Genomic DNA, 18,890 nt, shown 5'->3' with positions numbered 1-18,890 from the left:
CCATTGAACCCGTTCTTGGGCAGGACCACCTTGATCCCGGACAAGAAACACGCATTTCTAGATCGCGTACCTCCGTCCGCCGCGCAGATCCGGGAAGTCGCACGAATACCTGCCATCTGTCAGAAATACTTGAAGAATCCAGGGTGCCGTCTACACTTCTTGTGACCTTGCCCGCGGGCAGCAGGGTGGGCTGCGGCCAGATTTCGGATCCAGGTTCTAATAGGGCGAGGGGGGCTTTTGCTGCAGAGGGTTGGCGCCATGGACGACACCGCCAGTGACGAGGTGCGCGCGACCTCGCCCGAAGTCCTCGCAGACAGCCTTCCGTGTCGGGCTGTCTGATTCCATGGGCGCAAGAGGCAGCTCGACCCATTGGGCGGCATGGCTGGCCGGTATCGGGCTGTCGCTGGCCACGGTGGCGAGTGCCGCCGAACCGCCTCGGTTCTCCCTGTGCTTCGACTACGGATGCGCCCGGCGCGCCGACTTCCGCCCCGGGCCGGCCCAGTGGGCCGTGCTCGCCGATCTGTTCCGCCCGCCGACGGCCAGCGCGGCGGCCGAGCGCGAGCGTATCCGCGTCGCCATCGCCTACATGGAAATGATTGCCGGCCGGCGCACCCCGCTGGGCCGGGACCGGGGCGGCAATCCCTTCGATGCCGAGCGCCCCGGGCGGCTGGACTGCATCGACGAATCGACCAACACCACGGCCTTCCTGCGTGCCTTCGAGGCCGCCGGATGGCTGACCTGGCATCGTGTCGTGGCGCCTGCCTATCGGGCGCCACTGCTGTTCGACCAGCACTGGGCGGCCCAGATACAGGAGCGTGGGAGTGGCCGGCAGTTCGTGGTCGATTCATGGGTCTACGACAACGGCCAGCCGCCGCTGGTGCAGCCGCTGGCCGTGTGGCGAGCGCGGTAGCCCGCATGATGATCACCGAGGCTGGAAGCACCAAGGAGGATGTATGCAGCACTACAGCGATTGTTTCAACAAGAAGTCGAGATACATTGGCGCCCATGAGGTCGGGGCGGAGAGCGGAGGGCTGTTGCGCGCCGACCTGGAGACGCTGAAGGAGCGCCTCACCCCCCTGCTCAGGATCCAGAACGATTTCTTCCCCTGCTTCGACTGGAGCTTTCCGCCGCCGCTGCTGGGCAAGTCGGCGGCACCGGAAACAGCCGCCGAGCTGTTCAGCGGCACCTCCATCATTCCCGACCGCTACGCCATCTACCTGCACAGCCCCTTCTGCAAGACTCTGTGCAAGTTCTGCTACTACGCCGTGTTGCCCGGCAAGGGCATCGACCGGGCCGCGGAATATGTCGGCTATCTGCTGCGCGAGATGGAGATGTACCGCGAGGTGATGGCAGGCCAGACCTGCGAGTCCATCTACTTCGGTGGTGGCACCCCGACCTTTCTCGACGATGCCCTGCTGGAACGTATCTTCACTGCCCTGCACGAGCGCTTCGATCTGGCGCCCGACGCCGAGATCACCATCGAGGCCGCGCCCGGCACGCTTGGGCGCGAGAAGCTGGAGCGCCTGCGCGGCTGGGGCGTGAATCGCCTGAGCTACGGCATCCAGACCCTGGACGAGCGGCTGCTGGCCGGACTCAACCGGCACTACTCCGTGGCCGAGGCCGAACGCGAGCTGGCCGATGCCGTGGAGATCATCGGCAACGTCAACGTCGATACCATGTACGGCTTCGATGGCGAGGACGAGGCCGCGCTCACCGATACCCTGGAGCGGTTCGTGGCGCTGGGTGTGCCCAGCGTGTCCATCTATGCCCTGGACAAGCAGCGCAGCCAGACCAAGCAGAACTTCGAACCGCCGAAGGATGAACTCTACGAGTACAAGATCCGCCAGTTCGCGCGGGCCGAGCGGCTGCTGGCCGGGCACGGCTTCGAGCCGGTGCTGCAGAACGTGTTCATCGACCCCGAACGCGCGGCCTATACCCATCAGGTCCGGCGCTGGGACAACCTGCCGCTGCTGGGTCTGGGGCTCAACGCCCAGGGTTACGCGCCCGCCACGCCCTATCAGAATATCGGCAGCCTCAAGTCCTACTACGAGGCGATCGATGCCGGCCGCATCCCGGTGGCGACCATCGACCGACTGGACCCGGAGCTGGACTTCTGCCGCGAACTGACGAGCAAGCTGCGCTTTACCTGCGTCAGCCGCAACGAGCTGGCCTTCAAGTATGGCGTGGACATCGCCGAGGTGTATGGCCACCTGATCCGGGCCTTGGCCGAGCTGGATTTCGTCGGCTGGGACGGCGACCTGTTGCGCATGACGCCGAAGGCCGCCTACTACAACAACATCATCCCCATGCTGTTCGCGCCCGATGCCTTCAAGGCGCGGCTGACCGCCTTGCCCGAGGAATACATCGAGGTGTTTCCGGTGCCCTTCATCATGACCCGGCTGGGTGCGGCCCAGTCGGTGCCGTTCCGCTTCCATGAGGCACCGCAGGAACGGCGCCGGCGCAGCGATCGCCGCCGTTGCGGCGACCGGCGGCAGCTGGCGGCGATGGTGCCGCAGGGCGACGAGCGGCGCACAGCCGCCGAACGTCGCGGTGGTCCCGGCCGGCGGGCCACCGACGGCGTCAGGGCCTGGACGGCGGCCGGGGCCTGAACCCGCATACTGCACCAGGGACGGCCAATGAAAAAGGGCGGACCCCTTGCAGGGCCCGCCCTTTCTTTTGCTGTGCCAGTGAATCAGGCGGCGGCGTACTTCTCCTTGGCCTCGCGCGCGGCCTTTGCGGCCTCGGGGTCATAGGCCTTGCCCGACCACAGCATTTCGTAGGCAATTTCCTCGTTGCCGTTCTCGCACAGCTCCAGCACCTTCCGGAACAGCGGCTGGAAGGTTTCGCTGCGGTGAGACGCCTCGTGATCCTCGAAGCTGTTCCAGAAGGTCACGATCAGCGCTTCCTTGCCCTTCAGCGGGCTTTCCACGGCCTGGCCCACGGTCGAGCCCTCGTTGGATACAGCACCGCTGTTCAGGCACACGAAGCCGCCCACGAAACCCGTGTCGGAATGGTAGGTCTTGACGTTTTCACACAACAGGGCCACGCGCTCCTGAAGATCATCCACCGTGTACTCCGGCTTCAGAATCACGCGATTGACGGTTACCACGCCGTCAGCGGGGAAATTGGCGATCAGTCCACTCATGTCGACCTCCTGAATCCTGTATAAGGTTATAAGTGGATTCTAATATATAGATCCTGAGTGAAAAGATCAAGTATTTGGGGTTGCATCAATTCGCGTTATCCGACGCGGGCCGGGCCAGTCGGCCGAAGAGGGCGCTGGATGCTTGGCGCCCCGGAACGTCCGAGCCACGAGACGGCTCAGACGCTCACATAGACCCACCCTTCCTGGAGGCGGGTGAGAATCTCCTCGAGGGCGTTGGGCGTGATCAGCGCCTCCGGCAGCAGTGGCGGCAGGTTGTCCATGTGCTCGCGCTGGAGCAGACGGTTCATGGCCGTCTGGCAGGCGAGGAAGGTGATGTTCTCGAATTCCTCCTGCAGGGTACGCACCCGGTCGGCGAAGGGCGAGACGTCGGCACGCAGCAGGTTCAGGCCGCCGGCGTTGGCCACCAGCTCCACCTCGACCGGCAGGTGCTTGGCGCGGTAGGTGCGCAGCAGGCCCTCGGCGGTGTTGAGGGCCTCCTCGATCTTCTGCGGATCGCCGCTGCTGAGATGCAGCAGGATCTTGCGACCGTTCCGGGCCACCGGCGCCTCGGCGATGCTGGCGGTCTGGAAGGCCTTTTCCTCGTCCAGGTACATGGCCTGGGTCTGCAGTGCCGCCTCGGGTGTCCGCTGGCCATGGCCCACCCACCCGATCAGGGCACCCAGCGCCAGCAGCAGCATGGCGGCGACGCCCTGGATCCAGGGGTTCGCCCGCCGGGTCGCCAGGTGCTCGCGGGCCGGTCGGGGGGGGTAATCGTAGGCATGCTGGACCAGCTCGCGCAGGCGCCGCACCTCGCAGGCCCGGCGGCTGAGGTCCTCGTCGCTGTTGATGGCGCCGAGAATACGGCTCTTTTCGTCTGCGTCGAGCTGGTTGTCGACGAAGGCGTTGAGATGCTCTTCCGAGATGCTTCGATCGAGCGTCATCACTTGATCCTCCGGATCCGATGGTTCTGCGGCTCGGTTACGCTTGTCCCGGGCGCCAGTTCGGAGTCGATGAGTCGCGCCTTGAGGGCGCGGCGGGCCCGGCACAGGCGGCTCATGACAGTGCCGACCGGGACGCCGAGAATGTTGGCGACCTCGATGTAGGAGCAGCCCTCCAGATCGACCAGGGTCAGGACCTGGCGCTGACCGTTGGGCAGGGTGGCGATCGCCTCACGGACGGCCGTGACCACCTGGTGCTTGTGGCCTTCCTCTTCCGGCGTGGAATCACTGGTGAAGGGGATCTCGTCGATATCGACAGTATCCTTCGAGCGCCGGAAGTGATCCCGCCAGCAGTTGTTGAGGATGCTGAACAGCCAGGTGTCCAGGGCCCCGGGATCGCGCAGCTGGCCGCTCTTCTTCAAGGCCTTTTCAATGGCTTCCTGGGTAAGGTCATCCGCCAGGGCAGCATCGTGGCACCAGGAGTACGCGATCCGGTACAGGCGGTCCCGGTTGCCCTCGAGGCGCTTCCGGAACTCCTGGCTCCGGCAGAAGAAATTCACCAGTTTCATCATCGTTACCCGTATGGCCCAGGGTTCGGCGTCTCGCTGCGAAATAGACGGGCGCCGTGGGGACATTATTCCACAGGGTGCCGTGGCGGTGGGGTGGTGCGGCAGGCGAGGGAATAAATCGTGAAAAGGCCTCGTCCATGGAAGTACAGCGGAAGCACAGGGAGTCGGGCTTCCTGGCAGGCGTCCCGATCCCGCGTGACTGACAGGGTATGTACTCCTCCACCCCTGTGAGGCTTGCCCCGGCCACTCCGGCCGGGGTTTTTTTATGGGCGGGGCGCCGGCCGCTACTCTGCCAGAGACAGCGTCCCCGTGGCCGCGATCTGCGGGCCGTTGTCCTCGTCCTCGGCCAGGGAGAGGCCGGCGGCCGTGGCGGCGAGTTTTGCTTCGGCGTCCTCCTCGGACAGATTGATGCGCAGGCGCAGGTTGTTCGGCGAGTCGGCGTTGCGCAGGGCCTCCTCCAGGCTGATGCGGCCGTCCATGTACAGCCGGTACAGGGCGCTGTCGAAGGTCTGCATGCCGAGATTCTCGGACTTCTCCATGACCTCCTTGATCTGGTGGATCTCGCCGCGATGGATGAGATCCTGCACCAGCGGCGTGCCCAGCAGCACCTCGACCGCAGCGGTGCGCTTGCCGTCGGTGGTGGGTACCAGACGCTGGGAGACGAAGGCGCGCAGGTTCAGCGACAGGTCCAGCAGCAACTGCTGGCGCCGGTCCTCCGGGAAGAAATTGATGATGCGGTCCAGCGCCTGGTTGGCGTTGTTGGCATGCAGGGTGGAAATGGCGAGGTGGCCGGTTTCGGCGAAGGTGATGGCGTGCTCCATGGTCTCGCGGTCGCGGATCTCGCCGATCAGGATCACGTCCGGGGCCTGGCGCAGGGTGTTCTTGAGGGCATCGGCATAGCAGTCGGTGTCCAGTCCGACCTCGCGCTGGTTGATGATGGATTTCTTGTGCGAGTGCACGAACTCGATCGGATCCTCGATGGTGATGATGTGGCCGGCCGAGTTCTGGTTGCGGTAGTCGATCAGCGCCGCCAGCGAGGTGGACTTGCCCGATCCGGTGGCGCCGACGAACAGCACCAGGCCGCGCTTGGCCATGATGACCTCGGTCAGCACCGGCGGCAGGCCCAGATCCTGCCACTTCGGAATCCGGGTCTTGATGTTGCGCACCACCATGCCGATGGAATTGCGCTGCTTGAAGATGTTGACGCGGAAACGGCCGACATTGTGTTCGGAGATGGCCAGGTTCATTTCCGGTTTCTGCTCGAACTGGCGGATCTGTTCCTCGTCCATGAGCGAATAGGCGATCTCCTTGATGCGCTCGGGCGTCATGGTGGCCTTTTCGATGACCTTCAGCTGGCCATGGAACTTGCACGCCGGCGGTGCCCCGGTGCTCAGATAGAGGTCCGAGGCATCCTTCATGACCATGATCTTCAGATAGTCTTTGAATTCCATCTCCGTCCCCGATTGCTGTTGTTGAGGCCCGCCGCGCGCGGGCATGCGGCAGCGCGCGGCGGGCCCGAGCGGTCTTCCAGCATGTCGGCGAACGGGCGGGCGACTTGAACGGGCCGGCGCCTGTTCCGGGCGTCGCAAACGCGGTAAGCTCCTGAGACGAAAGGAGTCAGGCGCAAATTGTGAACAGCCTCACAGAATTCGATCCTGCCTCGGCGGTGCCCGAGGCGCTGCGCGCCGGGACCGCATTCCGCTGGCAGGCCTTTCGCGAGGCCGCGGCGGAGGCGGGTGCACGCGTGCCCGACCATCGCGAATTCCTGGGAGTGCTGGGCCGGGTGTTCGCCGCCAGCGAGTTCGTGGCCACCAGCCTGCGCCGCGAACCCGACCTGCTCCAGCGCCTGCTCGATTCCGGTGACCTGCTCGGCGACTACGCCGCCGATGAGTACCCCGGGCGCGTCGCCGGGGCGCTCGCCGAGGTGGGCGATCCGCGCGAGCTGGGGGCGGCGCTGCGCCGGCTGCGCCGCTACGAGATGGTGCGCATCGCCTGGCGCGACCTGGCGGGCTGGGCGCCCGTCGACGAGGTGCTGCGCGACCTGTCCGATCTGGCCGACGCCTGCATCTCGGTCACCCTGGAACGGCTGTTCGAGTGGCAGTGTCGCGATCTGGGCACGCCGCGCGACGGCGAGGGCCGGGTGCAGCGGCTGTCGGTGCTCGGCATGGGCAAGCTGGGTGCCCGAGAACTCAATTTTTCCTCGGACATCGATCTCATCTTCGCCTACCCCGAGCCCGGCATCCTGGGGCGTCGGGGGCTGACCCACGAGGAATTCTTCACCCGCCTGGGACAGCAGCTGATCCATGCCCTCGGCGACAGCACCGCCGAGGGCTTCGTCTACCGGGTGGACATGCGCCTGCGCCCCTTCGGCGACAGCGGCCCGCTGGTGATGGACTTCGCCATGCTCGAGGACTACTACCAGTCCCAGGGCCGCGAGTGGGAGCGCTATGCCATGATCAAGGCGCGCCCGGTGGCGGGTGACCCGGAGGCCAATGCCGAGCTGATGGCGCTGCTCGCGCCCTTCGTCTATCGCCGCTATCTGGATTTCGGCGTGTTCGAGCAGTTGCGCGAGATGAAGGCCATGATCAGCCGCGAGGTGCGCCGGCGCGGCATGGACGCCAACGTCAAGCTGGGTCCCGGCGGCATCCGCGAAATCGAGTTCATCGCCCAGGCCTTCCAGCTGGTGCGCGGGGGGCGCGAGCCCCGGCTGCGGGTGCGTCAGTTGTTGACGGTGCTCGAACGCCTCGCCGAACTGGAGCTGCTGCCGGCCTATGCGGCGCGCCGGCTGGCCAGCGCCTACCGCTTCCTGCGCCAGACGGAGAACCACCTCCAGGAATGGGCCGACGAGCAGCGCCACAGCCTGCCCGAGGACGAAGAGGGGCGGCTGCGGCTGGCCTGGAGTATGGGCTTCGCCGACTGGCCAAGCTTCCAGGCGGAACTCGACCGCCACCGCCGATTCGTACAGGGCCAGTTCGAGCAGGTGTTCAGCGCGCCCCAGTCCGAGGAAACGGCGCCCGAATCGGTCGGCCCGCTCGCCGGCGTCTGGGAGGGTACCCTGGAACGTACCGAGGCGGCGTCCGTTCTGGGCCGCGAAGGCTTCGCCCGGCCCGACGAGGCGCTGCGGCTGCTGGAGCAGTCGCGACTGGCGATGGCGCCGAAACTGGGGGCACGCGGGCGGGGACGGCTGGAGCGGCTGATGCCGCTGCTGATCGCGGCGGTCGGCGACGCCCCGCACCCCGACGAGACCCTGCCGCGGGTGCTGCGCCTGGTCGAGGCCATCAGCGGGCGCAGCGCCTATCTCGCCCTGCTGGTCGAGCATCCCATGGCGCTGTCGCAACTGGTGCGCCTGTGCTCGGCCAGTCCCTGGATCGCCGCCGAGCTGGCCCGCCATCCCATCTTGCTCGACGAACTGCTGGACCCGCGCACCCTGTATCGCCCGCCCTCACGCGAGGAACTGGAGCGCGAGCTGGACGAGCGGCTGGCGGGCATCGGGGCCGAGGATCTGGAACAGCAGATGGACGTGCTGCGGACCTTCAGGCAGGCCGCGGTGCTGCGGGTGGCCGCAGCCGACGTGGTGGGCGCCACGCCGCTGATGGTGGTCAGCGACCATCTGACCGACATCGCCGAGGTGGTGCTGATCCGGGTGCTGGCGCTGGCGCGGACCCACCTCGCCGCCCGCCATGGCGAGCCCATGCTCGGTGCGGGCGCCAGGGCGCGGCCGGCGGGCTTCGTGATCGTCGGTTACGGCAAGCTGGGGGGCATAGAGCTGGGCTACGGCTCGGACCTGGATCTGGTGTTTCTGCACGAGCCGGTACCGGACACGGCGCGTACCCGCGGGCCGAGGCCGCTGGATGCGCCGGTGTTTTTCGCCCGGCTGGGCCAGCGCATCATTCACATGCTGAGCACGGCCACGCCGGCCGGCGACCTCTACGAGGTCGACATGCGGCTGCGCCCGCGCGGGGCCTCGGGGCTGCTGGTGACGGCGCTGGACGCCTTCGCCGACTACCAGCGCGAGGAGGCCTGGACCTGGGAGCACCAGGCCCTGGTCCGTGCCCGCCCGGTGGCCGGCGACGCATCGGCGGTGGCGGCCTTTGCACAGATCCGCCGCGAGGTCCTGTGCCAGCCGCGCGATCCGGTCCGGCTGGCGGCCGAGGTGCGGGACATGCGGGCCCGCATGCGTGCCGAGCTGGATCGCGCCGGCCCCGGTCGGTTCGATCTCAAGCAGGGGGCCGGAGGTATCGCGGATATCGAATTTGTGGTGCAATACAGTATCCTGCGCTGGGCCCACGATCACCCCGATCTGGTGCGATTCAGCGACAACATCCGCCTGCTCGAGGGGCTTGCCGCCCACGGGCTGATTGCGCCCGCGGATGCCGGGGCCCTGGCCGACGCCTATCGTGCCTACCGCCGCCGCCTGCACCAGCTGACCCTGCAGGAACAGCCGGCCCGGGTGCCCGACAGCGAGTTCCGTGCCGAGCGCAAGCGGGTGCGGGCGGTGTGGGAACGGCTGATCGGAAGCGGAAGTGCGTAGCCGGCAGCCCGGGATGCGGGATTCAGAATTCAGAAGACAGGATTCAGGACTCGGAATCCGGAATCCGGGACAACAGACATCGAGGATTGCTGATCATGTCCATGGCCGATCGAGACGGCGTCATCTGGTATGACGGGGAACTGGTTCCCTGGCGCGAGGCCACCACCCATGTGCTGACCCACACCCTGCACTACGGCATGGGCGTGTTCGAGGGCGTGCGCGCCTACCAGGGCGAGCGCGGTACGGCCATCTTCCGGCTGGAGGATCATACCCGGCGGTTGTTCAATTCGGCGCGCATTCTCAACATGCCCATGCCGTACGATGCCGGGACGCTGAACGAGGCGCAGCTTGCCGTCGTGCGCGAGAACGGCCTGGCCTCCGCCTACATCCGTCCCATGGCCTTCTACGGCTCCGAGGGCATGGGCCTGCGCGCGGACAATCTGAAGGTGCACGTCATCGTCGCCGCCTGGGAGTGGGGTGCGTACCTGGGCGAGGAGAACATGCGCAACGGCATCCGCATCAAGACCTCCTCGTTCGCCCGCCACCATGTAAACATCACCATGTGCCGCGCCAAGGCCAACGGCAACTACATGAACTCCATGCTGGCGCTTAACGAGGCCCTGCGCGATGGCTATGACGAGGCCCTGCTGCTGGATGTCGACGGCTTCGTGGCCGAGGGCAGTGGCGAGAACATCTTCATCGTGCGCGACGGCATTCTCTATACCCCGGACCTGACCTCCGCGCTGGAAGGCATCACCCGCGACACCATCCTGCGCCTGGCCGCCGAGCAGGGGCTGGAAGTGCGCGAGAAGCGCATCACCCGCGACGAGGTCTACATCGCCGACGAGGCCTTCTTCACCGGCACCGCCGCCGAGGTCACGCCCATCCGCGAGGTGGACAACCGGCCCATCGGCAGCGGCACCCGCGGGCCCGTGACCGAAATGCTGCAGAAGCTCTATTTCGACGTGGTCCACGGCCGGCACCAGGTGCATCCCGAGTGGCTGACGCCGGTGAGGCAGGGGGAGGCGTCAGAAGTCAGGAGTCAGAAATAAGGTAGGATGGGCAAAGCGAAGCGTGCCCATCAGGGAAGTGCGCAAACGGATTCCGGCTTTCCCACTCTCGGAGACAATCATGCCTAATCCCGACACAGCGAACCCTTCGGCCGGTGCCACCCGCACCCCCAACGCCGACAATGTCTACGAGGTGACCGCGGCCGATCTGCCACTGCACTGTCCGCTGTCCGACACCGAGCTGTGGAACATGCACCCGCGCGTCTTCCTGCCCATCGAGGAGACGGGCCATGCCAAGTGTCCCTATTGCGGCGCCGAGTATGTTCTGAAGAGGTAGAAACAAGATGCGGGATACAAGATACAGGTCGCAAGGGACCGGGCGCGCCCCTGCTTGCATCTTGTCTCTTGCATCTTCCCTCTGCCCTTGATCGTCTGGCGCATCATCGACGGCAAGCCGGGGCACGAGAACCAGAGCGCCGGACTGGTCGAGGCCCTTGGCCGCCGCGCGCCGGTCTCGGCGCACGACACCCGGCCGCTGTCCCTTTCCGAACTGATTCCTGCATTGTGGGGTCGTCTGCCTGCGCGACTGGCCGCCCTGCCGCGGCCCGACCTGCTGGTCGGCGCCGGTCACGCCACCCATCTCGGCCTGCTGGCTCTGCGCCGCGCCGTCGGCGGCCGGGCACTGGTGCTGATGCGCCCCTCCCTGCCCGGTCGCTGGTTTGACCTGTGCGTGGTACCGGGCCACGATCCGCTGCCGTCGGGCGAGGTGCTGGTGACGCGCGGGGTGCTCAACCGGGTGCGGCCGGCACCGGTCAAGGACCCGCGCCAGGGCCTGATCCTGGTCGGCGGACCCTCGGCGCATCACGGCTGGGATGGTGCGGCACTGGCGGAGCAGATTGCCGCCGTCACCGCGGCCACGCCGGCACGGGACTGGACGGTTGCCGATTCCCGGCGCACGCCCGCGGGGTATCTGGATGAACTGCCGCTGCCGGACGCCGTGCGTCGCGTGCACTGGCAGGATACGGCGCCCGGTTGGCTGCCGGAGCAGCTGGCGGCGGCGACGGAGGTGTGGGTGACCGAGGACAGCGTCTCCATGATCCACGAGGCGCTCAGCGCCGGCGCCGCCGTCGGCCTGCTGTCCCTGCCGCGGCGCCGCCAGGGGCGGCTGGTGCGCGGCCTGGACCGGCTGGTCGCCGACGGCCTGGTTACCCCCTTCGCAGCCTGGCAGGCCGGCGCGCCCCTGCGGTTGCCCGCCGAGCCGCTGGACGAGGCGGGCCGGGTGGCGGATGCGGTGTTGGCGCGCTGGCCGGAGCTGCGGGCATGAGCCGCCCCTTCAGGGTACTGCAGATGCTGCCGGCGCTGGAGTCGGGCGGTGTGGAGCGAGGGACCCTGGAGATGGCCCATGCCCTGGTGCAGGCCGGCCACCGTTCGCTGGTGATGTCGGGGGGCGGGCGGCTGGTCAAGCGGCTGGTCGAGGAGGGCAGCGAGCATTACCCGTGGTCGGTCGGCCGCAAGTCGCCGTGGAGCCTGCGCCTGGTGCCGAGGTTGCGGCGATTTCTGGCGGAGCAGCGGGTGGATATCCTGCATGTACGGTCGCGGATGCCGGCCTGGATCGCCTGGCTCGCCTGGCGGGGCATGGATCCCCGCGTCCGCCCACGTTTCATCACCACGGTGCACGGCCTGTATTCGGTCAATCGCTACAGTGGGGTGATGACGCGGGGGGAGCGCGTGATCTGTGTGTCCGAGACGGCGCGCGACTATGTGCTGAACAACTACCCCGGGGTCGATTCCGCGCGACTGCGCGTCATACCCCGGGGTGTCGACCCTCGAGCATTTCCCTACGGTTACAGACCGCCCGAGGCATGGTACCGGGATGCGCCTCACCTGCTCGAACGCCATGTCCTGAGCATGGTGGGGCGTCTGAGCCGCCTGAAGGGGCATGAGGATTTCATCGAGCTGATTTCCCGGCTGCGCGCGACAGGGCTGAATGTGCATGGCTTGATCGTGGGTGGCGAGGAACCCGGTCGTGCGGCCTATGCCAGGGCATTGCGCCAGCGGGTCGTTGATCTTGGCCTCGAGGATCGCGTCAGCTTTCTCGGGCAGCGCGGTGACGTGCGCGAAATCTACGCCGCTTCCGATCTGGTGCTGTCCCTCTCCCGGCGGCCGGAGTCCTTCGGGCGGACAGTGCTTGAGGCACTGAGTCTGGGCGTTCCCGTCGTAGGCTATGCAGAGGGAGGCGTCGGAGAGGTGCTCGAGAAACTCTATCCGGTCGGCAAGGTGGCAGCGGGAGATCTGGCGGCAGCAGAGAAGCGGGTCTCCGAGCTGTTGCTGAGGCCGGAACCCGTACCCCGGGACCATCCCTTCACCCTTGCGCGCATGGTCGCGGATACCCTCAAACTGTATGCTGAACTTGTCGGGCACGGCGAGGATGACACGGGGGGGCGGCATGAGCGCAGGGGGTGACGGCCCGGCCTTGCCCCGGGTGTTGTTGATCCAGCCGCTGCCGGGGATCGGAGACATGGTCTGGCATTTGCCGGCCATTCACGCGGTGGCGGGCCGGGCCCGGGGTGGTCAGGTGTCCCTGCTGACCAAGCGGCGCAGCCTGGCAGACCGGCTCCTGGCGGCGGACCCGGCCATCGGAGAAGTGCTGTGGCTCGATCGGCAAGGGCGTCACGGAGGACTCGGCGGCCTGTGGCGGCTGGCCGGGGATCTTCGCCGGCGCAGTTTCGACGAAGTCTGGCTGTTTCACCAAAGCGCGCGTTATGCGCTTGCCTGCTGGCTGGCCGGCATCCCCAGGCGCGTCGGTTTCGGCTTCGGCATGCAGCGGTTGTGGCTGAGCGAACCCGGACTCGGCGCGGGTGACCGCCGGCGACATCCGATCGAAAAGGCGCGTCTGTTGCTCGCGGCGAAGGGGTTGCCGCAGTCGGAAAGCGAACCCGTATTGCCGGTGGCGGATGCCTTGGAGGCAAGAATGCAGGCGGCGCTTTCCGGACTGGCGAGGCCCTGGATCGCCCTGGGTATCGGCAGCAGCGAGCCGGACAAGCAGTGGGGTGCCGCGCGGTTTGCCCGCCTCGCCGGGCATCTGCCCGGTACCCTGTTCCTGGTGGGAGGGACGAACGAATCGGGTCTTGCCGGCGAGATCGTCGCCGCCTCCGGTAACCCACGGGAACGTCTCGTCCGGGTTACCGACAGGTCCATAGACGAAGTCGCGGCCTTGCTCGCCGCGTGTGACGTCTATGTGGGCAACGATACCGGTGTGCTCAACCTGGCGGCCGCGGTCGGGACCCCGGCGATCGGGCTTTTCGGTGCTTCACCGCCTCTGACGCACTCCGCCAGGATCCAGTGCGTGCTGCCGGAGCAGGGCGACGGAGAAGCGGGCATGGCGGGCATCGGGGTGGCGCGGGTCGCGGCGGCCGTGGTGAAGACGTTGGGGAAAACGGAATGTTGATGAACGCACTGGACAGGCAGTTTCTGAAACACGGCTGGCTGATGCCTGCCCTGTTCCCGCTGGCCCAGGTCGGCGGGCGCGGGTTGTTCAACAGTCTGGCGGGGATCTATGTGCTCTGGGGGCTGCTTGTGCTGCTGCGCCACCCCCCGCGATGGAGCCGGGTGTCCGCGGCTGCCTATGGCCTTCTGCTGGTTGCATTCCTGGCAAGCGTTCTCCAGGCGCCGGACAGAGCGGACAGTTTCAAGAACTGGCTGGTCTATGCGCTGCACACCCTGGCCTTCCCGCTGACCCTGATGGCGTTGCAGCGTGTCCCCGAGGCGGGCTCTCGCCTGTTGGCGGTCTGGGGTGCCTCGGGACTCGCCCTTGTGCTGTTGCTTTATCTCCTGTTGCCATTGCAGATGGCGGAGCCCGGTTTCCAGCCCACCCAGCACATGAAGGAGGACAATCTGCCCTTCCTGACGCCCCTGGTGCTGCTGTGGCTCGCGTCCCTGCCCCGGGCGGGGTTGCGCCGGGTGGCACAGGTCACCCTGTTCTTGCTGGTGCTTGGCTATATCGTGTTTTCGCAGGGGCGTGCGGCGCTGGCGGCGCTCGGGGTGATGAGCGTGGTGTACCTGATGCTCGGCATGCGCTGGCGGTCGGGACGGGCGGTGATGGTTGCGGGTGCCGTGGTGCTAGCGGGCGTCGTCCTGTCCGGGCAGGGCTTTTTCCGTGCGTTGCACCTGGGCGACGGGGGCGACGGGTGGGTGACCCTGGACCGGTTCACCAGTGGCCGGACGCAAATCTGGCGCCAGGCGGTTGCACACCCGCCCGAGTCGCTTGCCTTCGGGGTGGGGATGGGGCAGATCGGCTATTCTCGCGAGGCGCTGGAGGTTGAGCCCGGCCATGCGGTGGGCCATCTGCACAATTTTCTCATGGACGCATGGTATGAGACAGGCTGGTTCGGGCTGTTGTCATTGCTCGGCTTTGTCGGTGTCGGCATCGTCCATGGCTTGCGCGCCGTGCGTTTCGGTAACGAGCGCCAACGCAGGCTGGCGGCGGCCCTGCTTGCGGCGGTGGCCGCGCTGCTGGTGGCCGCCTTGTTCAGCTTTTCCTATGCCTCCAGACAACTGAGCCTTTACATGTTTGTCCTGCTGGGTGCGCTGGAATATCTCTGCCTGGAGACACGGCTCGGGGTGGCGCGGGGCCGCGGCGTCGCGACGGCGGGTGGCGAATGAGACATCCGCCGGGAGATGATTGCATGGCGCGAGGCGATCCGTGAGCCGCCGGGGCCACCGGGGGATACTGATCATCAAGCTTGGTGCGCTGGGAGATGTCATTGTCAGTACCCCCTTCATCGAGGCGATTGTTCGGCACCACCTTGAGGAGGAAATATTCCTGCTCACCGCACCCGCGTTCGCGCCGCTTTTTGCCGGCCATCCGCGGTTGCGGGTGGTGGCCTTTCCGCGCAAGGGTGTTCGTGCCATGAGCGCGTCGCTGGCATGGATTCGCCGCCACCGATTCCACAGCATCTATGATCTCCAGAACTCGGATCGCAGTGCCTTGATGGTGGCGCTGAGCGGTGCGGCGCGGCGTGTAGGGCGGTCGCCCGGCGGCATCTACAATGTGCGTCCCCGCGAGGACGATCGTTCCGCGCACATCTTCGTGCGCCTCGCGGCGCTGCTTGCCAGCGCCGGCATCCCGCAGGTGGATCCCCGCCCACGCCTGTGGCTGGATGCGGCCGCCGAGGCAGCCGGTCGGCAGTGGCTGGCGGCGCGGGGCCTGGGTGGACGCCCGCTGGCCCTGTTGCATGCCGGCTCCAGCGCCAATTGGGTTTCCAAGCGCTGGCCCGAAGAAAACTTTGCCGCGCTGGGTCGACGCCTCGATGCGGCGGGCATCGACGTGGTCTGGGTAGGTGGCGGACCGGAGCGGGCGCTGAATGCGCGGCTGGCCTCCGTGGTGGGCACCGATGCAAGCGATGCGCTCAGCGTCATCGAACTTGCGGCCCTGTCCCGCCTGGCGGCCTTTGCGGTCACCGGCGATTCGGGACCGATGCATGTGATGTCCACCGCGGGGATTCCCGTGTTCAGCCTGTTCGGGCCGACCGACTGGCGGCGTCACCATGCCCTGGGGCAGGAGGCCCGGGTGCTGGTTCATAAGGTCGACTGCAGTCCCTGTTACCTGGGAACCTGTCCTGCCCGGCGGGGCCACCTTTGCCTGAATGATATTTCGGTCGATGAGGTGTTCGACCGGATCAGGAAGGATCCGGACTGCTGCTCAATTTTCGATACAGATCCAGATAGGCATTGACGATGGCCTCCTCGGAATGCGCCTCGATGATGCGCCTGCGGCCGGCGGCGATCATGGCATCGCGTTCGCCTTCGGTCATGGCCAGCGCTTCTCCGAGTTTGCCTGCCAGATCGCTCGGCGCGCCGATGTCGCAGAGCAGGCCCGAGACGCCCGGTTCGATCAGCTCCGTCGCACCGGCAGTGCGGGTGGCGACGGCCGGTACCCGGTTCGCCCAGGCCTCCAGGATGACGTTCCCCAGCGCCTCCTCCCGCGAGGGGCAGACGAAGAGATCGGCGGCCTGCAGCGCCAGGTTGGGTTGATCGATCCAGCCGAGCCAGTGGATTCTGGAGGCCGCGGGTGACGCTGCGGCATGGGCGTGCAGCGCCTCGCGCAAGGGGCCGTCTCCGGCGATGGCCAGATGCAGCGGGCGGCCCTGGTGCTGCGTGGGCAACGCCGAGAGGGCGTCGATCAGATCGGCAAAGCCCTTGCAGGGATGCAGGCGTCCGATGGAAAGCAGCAGCCATGCATCGCACGGTATGTCGTGCCGGGCGCGGAAGGCCATGCATTCGGAGACGGGCAGGGCCGGCGGAAGCTCGATGAAGTTGCCGATGTGGAAAATGCGTGTTTCCGGCAGTCCGGCCTGCAACAGGTAGTCTCGGATCCCCCGCGTGTTGCCGACCCAGGCATGCGCATGCCGGTAACCATTGAGCTTGTAGTAGCCGCCCAGCCGGGTGACGTGGACCGGGCTGCCGTTGGCCGGCAGCCGGGTGAGGCGCGTGGCGCGACCAAGCCAGGTCTGCACGATCGGCGGGCGCTCGCGGCGGACGATTTTCCTGATACCGAGTCGGGCGGCGACGTCCCAGATGCTCCGCATCCGTAGATGCTGTTTCGGCACTTCGTCCGGCAGTTTTCGCGCCGCCCAGCTCTCGGGCGGTACGACCGCCAGGGCGCGATGTCCCCGTGCATTGAGCGCGGTGACCAGCCGGACGAAGAACCGTTCGGCGCCACCGCCGTGCCGGCTGCCGAGTATCTGGATGCTGTCTGTCATGAGCTCAGAGCGGCCTCGGCCTCCACCAATACCTGTTCCACCGTCAGCGACTCCAGTCGTCGGTCCGGTGCGGCTATCCAGCGGCTCCGTTGTCCCCATGGGTGATACCGCGTCGGCTGCCCGGGGCCGAACAGGGTCAGGGTCGGGGTGCCGGCCGCGGCGGCAAGATGTCCAGGGCCCGAGTCGTTACCCACCAGTAACACGCAGCGGCTCGCGACGGCTGCGGCTGTCGGCAGGTCGGTTTTGCCGCAGAGATTCCGGGTGGGGCCCTCGATGGCCTTGGCCACCGCCTGACAGCGCGCCTGGTCCCCGTCGCCTCCCAGCAGGATGCAGTCATCCCAGTGCCGACGCAGGGCATTGGCAAGTTGCGCGAACCGGTCCGCAGGCCAGATCTTGGGTTCCCAGTTGGCGCCGGGGGCCAGTGCCAGCCAGCGTGAGCCCCGGCTTCCCTCGAGCAGCCGCGATGCGCGGGCCTCGCCCTCGGGGCCCGGCCATACCCGCGCGGGGGGAATGCGCCCCTCGGGGTCGATCGGACGGAGTATCGAAATCAGGTCTTCCACGGCATGCGGGCCGAGGGGCTTTCTTCCCCACTTGAGCAACCGCTTTCGGGAACGCAACAGCAGGGCGAGGCCGTCGGTGCGGAGATCCACCACCAGGTCATAGCGTCTCTTGCGCAATCTCCGAACCAGCGCCAGCGTGCCGCGCCAGCCGAGCCTTTTCTCCTTCAGGAAGATGTGCCCCCGGTAGGGGCAGTGCTCGAACAGCGCACTGGAGCGGGGATCGGCAACCAGATCGACAGAGGCCTCGGGATAAAGCTGGTGGAGGCGCTCAAGGACCGGCGTAGTCATGATGGCGTCGCCGATGTTGCTGAGCGTGACAACGAGGATGCTTCGGCTCATGTCTTGTACGGACTGGGCAGTTTCCCGGGCCGGGTCTTGAATCGCCGGTGTACCCAAAGGTACTGCTCCGGAATGCGTCGCACCTCGGTCTCGATCAGGTCGTTGATGCGCTGGGTGTCGGTGGCTTCGTTGTCGCCGGGGAAGCTCTCCAGCGCCGGCAGGATGCGCAGCCGGTAGCCGGCATCGTCCGGCAGGCGTTCGGGAAAGAAGGGTACCACGGGCGCGCCGCTGATCCGTGCCAGCCGATGGGTGGCAGTGATGGTGCTGGCGGGCACGCCGAAGAAGGTGACGAAGATGCTGTGTTCGCGGCCATAGTTCTGGTCGGGTGCGTACCAGACCGGCATGTTGCCCTTGAGGCTGCGCAGGAAACCGCGCATGTCGTCGCGGCGGATGGCTTTTTCGAAGTGCAGCTCTCTTGCCTTGCGCATGACGGCCTCGAAGGCGGGGTTCTTGTGCGGGCGATAGAGCACATGGAAGGGCGCCTGCAGGGCCAGCAGACGACCGGCGATTTCCAGGGTGGTGAAATGGGCGCTGAGCAGGATGACGCCCTTCCCGCGTTCGAGCGCGTGCTGCAGGTGTTCCAGGCCCTCGACCCGTGCCAGTCGCGACAGCCTCGCGGCCGGTGTCCACCAGCTCATGGCCGTCTCCACCACCCCCATGCCCAGTGATTCGAAGTGGGCGCGCAGCAGGCGTTCGCGTTCGGCCGCATCGCGGTCGGGAAAGCACAGCGCCAGGTTAGTCGTGGCGATGTGCCTGCGCTCGCGGGCCAGGTGGAAGGCCATTCTGCCGAGCGCGCGCCCGATCCCCATCTGCAAGGGGTAGGGCAGGCCGGCAACGATCCGGCCCAGCCCCAGCCCAGCCCAGGTAGGCCAGTAGCGGGGGGCGAAGCGGCTGCGATCGGAGGGGAGAGCGACGGCGGACATGGGCGGGGATTGTAGCAGTGGGGGGTGAGGCGTGGGGCGTGAGCCCGGTTCCGGTGCCTGAATTCCGGATACCGGATTCTGGCGCCCAGCCTCCCCCACGCCCCCTGCCAACTG

17 protein-coding genes are annotated in these 18,890 nt (G+C 67.1%); 10 read left to right on the top strand and 7 right to left on the bottom strand.

Features of this window, described 5'->3' with window-relative positions; translation table 11 throughout:
• The first annotated feature begins 343 nt into the window (after positions 1-343).
• Together MVF76_RS02790 and MVF76_RS02785 are read left to right on the top strand one after the other, a co-directional pair.
• Complete coding sequence (locus MVF76_RS02790) at positions 344-910, top strand: hypothetical protein (protein ID WP_297527265.1); 567 nt, start codon at positions 344-346, stop codon at positions 908-910.
• A gap of 43 nt (positions 911-953) precedes the next feature.
• Positions 954-2,609 (top strand): coproporphyrinogen-III oxidase family protein, encoded by a 1,656-nt coding sequence (locus tag MVF76_RS02785; RefSeq protein ID WP_297527264.1) that lies wholly within the window; start codon positions 954-956, stop codon positions 2,607-2,609.
• A gap of 83 nt (positions 2,610-2,692) precedes the next feature.
• Here MVF76_RS02785 and MVF76_RS02780 read toward each other — a convergent pair whose 3' ends face one another.
• From MVF76_RS02780 to MVF76_RS02765, 4 genes are all read right to left on the bottom strand, one after another.
• Positions 2,693-3,145: a ligand-binding protein SH3 gene (locus MVF76_RS02780; protein ID WP_297527263.1), complete on the bottom strand. Its 453-nt coding sequence runs from the start codon at positions 3,143-3,145 to the stop codon at positions 2,693-2,695.
• Positions 3,146-3,321: 176 nt separating this feature from the next.
• Entirely contained in the window at positions 3,322-4,086 is a 765-nt protein-coding gene (locus MVF76_RS02775; protein ID WP_297527262.1) for a hypothetical protein, read from the bottom strand.
• A complete protein-coding gene (locus MVF76_RS02770; protein WP_297527261.1) occupies positions 4,086-4,655 on the bottom strand; it encodes an RNA polymerase sigma factor in 570 nt (189 codons plus the stop codon). Before MVF76_RS02770 ends, MVF76_RS02775 begins: the two co-directional genes overlap by 1 nt.
• Positions 4,656-4,936: 281 nt before the next feature.
• Positions 4,937-6,103, bottom strand: coding sequence for a PilT/PilU family type 4a pilus ATPase (locus MVF76_RS02765; protein ID WP_297527260.1), 1,167 nt, complete (start codon positions 6,101-6,103; stop codon positions 4,937-4,939).
• A 179-nt stretch (positions 6,104-6,282) separates the two neighbouring features.
• Between MVF76_RS02765 and glnE the strand changes: the two genes are divergently transcribed.
• The 8 genes from glnE (at position 6,283) to MVF76_RS02725 (ending at position 15,927) form a co-directional block, all read left to right on the top strand.
• Positions 6,283-9,183 (top strand): bifunctional [glutamate--ammonia ligase]-adenylyl-L-tyrosine phosphorylase/[glutamate--ammonia-ligase] adenylyltransferase, encoded by a 2,901-nt coding sequence (glnE, locus tag MVF76_RS02760; RefSeq protein WP_297527259.1) that lies wholly within the window; start codon positions 6,283-6,285, stop codon positions 9,181-9,183.
• 95 nt (positions 9,184-9,278) lie between these two features.
• Positions 9,279-10,235, top strand: a complete 957-nt coding sequence (locus MVF76_RS02755) for a branched-chain amino acid transaminase (RefSeq protein ID WP_297527258.1) — start codon at positions 9,279-9,281, stop codon at positions 10,233-10,235.
• A 79-nt stretch (positions 10,236-10,314) separates the two neighbouring features.
• Positions 10,315-10,530 carry a zinc-finger domain-containing protein gene (locus MVF76_RS02750; RefSeq protein WP_297527257.1) on the top strand — a complete coding sequence of 72 codons (216 nt, stop codon included), beginning with the start codon at positions 10,315-10,317 and terminating at the stop codon, positions 10,528-10,530.
• A gap of 87 nt (positions 10,531-10,617) precedes the next feature.
• Positions 10,618-11,517, top strand: a complete 900-nt coding sequence (locus MVF76_RS02745; RefSeq protein WP_297527256.1) for a mitochondrial fission ELM1 family protein — start codon at positions 10,618-10,620, stop codon at positions 11,515-11,517.
• On the top strand, positions 11,514-12,656 hold the full coding sequence (locus MVF76_RS02740; protein ID WP_297527255.1) for a glycosyltransferase family 4 protein: 1,143 nt from the start codon (positions 11,514-11,516) through the stop codon (positions 12,654-12,656). Before MVF76_RS02745 ends, MVF76_RS02740 begins: the two co-directional genes overlap by 4 nt.
• A gap of 19 nt (positions 12,657-12,675) precedes the next feature.
• The gene (locus tag MVF76_RS02735; RefSeq protein WP_411293541.1) at positions 12,676-13,641 is read left to right on the top strand and encodes a glycosyltransferase family 9 protein; all 966 of its coding nucleotides are present in this window, start codon (positions 12,676-12,678) and stop codon (positions 13,639-13,641) included.
• Positions 13,635-14,855 carry an O-antigen ligase family protein gene (locus MVF76_RS02730; protein ID WP_297527253.1) on the top strand — a complete coding sequence of 407 codons (1,221 nt, stop codon included), beginning with the start codon at positions 13,635-13,637 and terminating at the stop codon, positions 14,853-14,855. The genes MVF76_RS02735 and MVF76_RS02730 overlap by 7 nt, the downstream gene beginning before the upstream one ends.
• Positions 14,856-14,895: 40 nt before the next feature.
• Positions 14,896-15,927: a glycosyltransferase family 9 protein gene (locus tag MVF76_RS02725; protein ID WP_297527252.1), complete on the top strand. Its 1,032-nt coding sequence runs from the start codon at positions 14,896-14,898 to the stop codon at positions 15,925-15,927.
• On the opposite strand, the gene MVF76_RS02720 is transcribed toward MVF76_RS02725, so the two are convergent.
• From MVF76_RS02720 to lpxL, 3 genes are read right to left on the bottom strand one after another with little or no spacing between them, the layout of a single operon-like run.
• Positions 15,872-16,954: a glycosyltransferase gene (locus tag MVF76_RS02720; RefSeq protein ID WP_297527251.1), complete on the bottom strand. Its 1,083-nt coding sequence runs from the start codon at positions 16,952-16,954 to the stop codon at positions 15,872-15,874. The genes MVF76_RS02725 and MVF76_RS02720 overlap by 56 nt on opposite strands.
• Entirely contained in the window at positions 16,951-17,853 is a 903-nt protein-coding gene (locus MVF76_RS02715; protein ID WP_297527250.1) for a glycosyltransferase family 9 protein, read from the bottom strand. The genes MVF76_RS02720 and MVF76_RS02715 overlap by 4 nt, the downstream gene beginning before the upstream one ends.
• Positions 17,850-18,776 carry an LpxL/LpxP family Kdo(2)-lipid IV(A) lauroyl/palmitoleoyl acyltransferase gene (gene lpxL, locus MVF76_RS02710; protein WP_297527249.1) on the bottom strand — a complete coding sequence of 309 codons (927 nt, stop codon included), beginning with the start codon at positions 18,774-18,776 and terminating at the stop codon, positions 17,850-17,852. The genes MVF76_RS02715 and lpxL overlap by 4 nt, the downstream gene beginning before the upstream one ends.
• Positions 18,777-18,890 lie beyond the last annotated feature (114 nt).

Source organism: Thiohalobacter sp., assembly GCF_027000115.1.
Taxonomy (GTDB): Bacteria; Pseudomonadota; Gammaproteobacteria; order Thiohalobacterales; family Thiohalobacteraceae; genus JALTON01.
The sequence above is the reverse complement of the archived record's forward strand: the minus strand, read 5'-3'. Positions and strand labels throughout refer to the sequence as shown.

Coding starts and splice junctions, on each gene's coding strand:
- MVF76_RS02775 (WP_297527262.1), bottom strand. CDS start 4,086: ATGACGCTCGATCGAAGCATCTCGGAAGAGCATCTCAACGCCTTCGTC.
- MVF76_RS02790 (WP_297527265.1), top strand. CDS start 344: ATGGGCGCAAGAGGCAGCTCGACCCATTGGGCGGCATGGCTGGCCGGT.
- MVF76_RS02730 (WP_297527253.1), top strand. CDS start 13,635: ATGTTGATGAACGCACTGGACAGGCAGTTTCTGAAACACGGCTGGCTG.
- MVF76_RS02765 (WP_297527260.1), bottom strand. CDS start 6,103: ATGGAATTCAAAGACTATCTGAAGATCATGGTCATGAAGGATGCCTCG.
- MVF76_RS02755 (WP_297527258.1), top strand. CDS start 9,279: ATGTCCATGGCCGATCGAGACGGCGTCATCTGGTATGACGGGGAACTG.
- lpxL (WP_297527249.1), bottom strand. CDS start 18,776: ATGTCCGCCGTCGCTCTCCCCTCCGATCGCAGCCGCTTCGCCCCCCGC.
- MVF76_RS02780 (WP_297527263.1), bottom strand. CDS start 3,145: ATGAGTGGACTGATCGCCAATTTCCCCGCTGACGGCGTGGTAACCGTC.
- MVF76_RS02785 (WP_297527264.1), top strand. CDS start 954: ATGCAGCACTACAGCGATTGTTTCAACAAGAAGTCGAGATACATTGGC.
- MVF76_RS02715 (WP_297527250.1), bottom strand. CDS start 17,853: ATGAGCCGAAGCATCCTCGTTGTCACGCTCAGCAACATCGGCGACGCC.
- MVF76_RS02720 (WP_297527251.1), bottom strand. CDS start 16,954: ATGACAGACAGCATCCAGATACTCGGCAGCCGGCACGGCGGTGGCGCC.
- MVF76_RS02740 (WP_297527255.1), top strand. CDS start 11,514: ATGAGCCGCCCCTTCAGGGTACTGCAGATGCTGCCGGCGCTGGAGTCG.
- MVF76_RS02770 (WP_297527261.1), bottom strand. CDS start 4,655: ATGATGAAACTGGTGAATTTCTTCTGCCGGAGCCAGGAGTTCCGGAAG.
- MVF76_RS02750 (WP_297527257.1), top strand. CDS start 10,315: ATGCCTAATCCCGACACAGCGAACCCTTCGGCCGGTGCCACCCGCACC.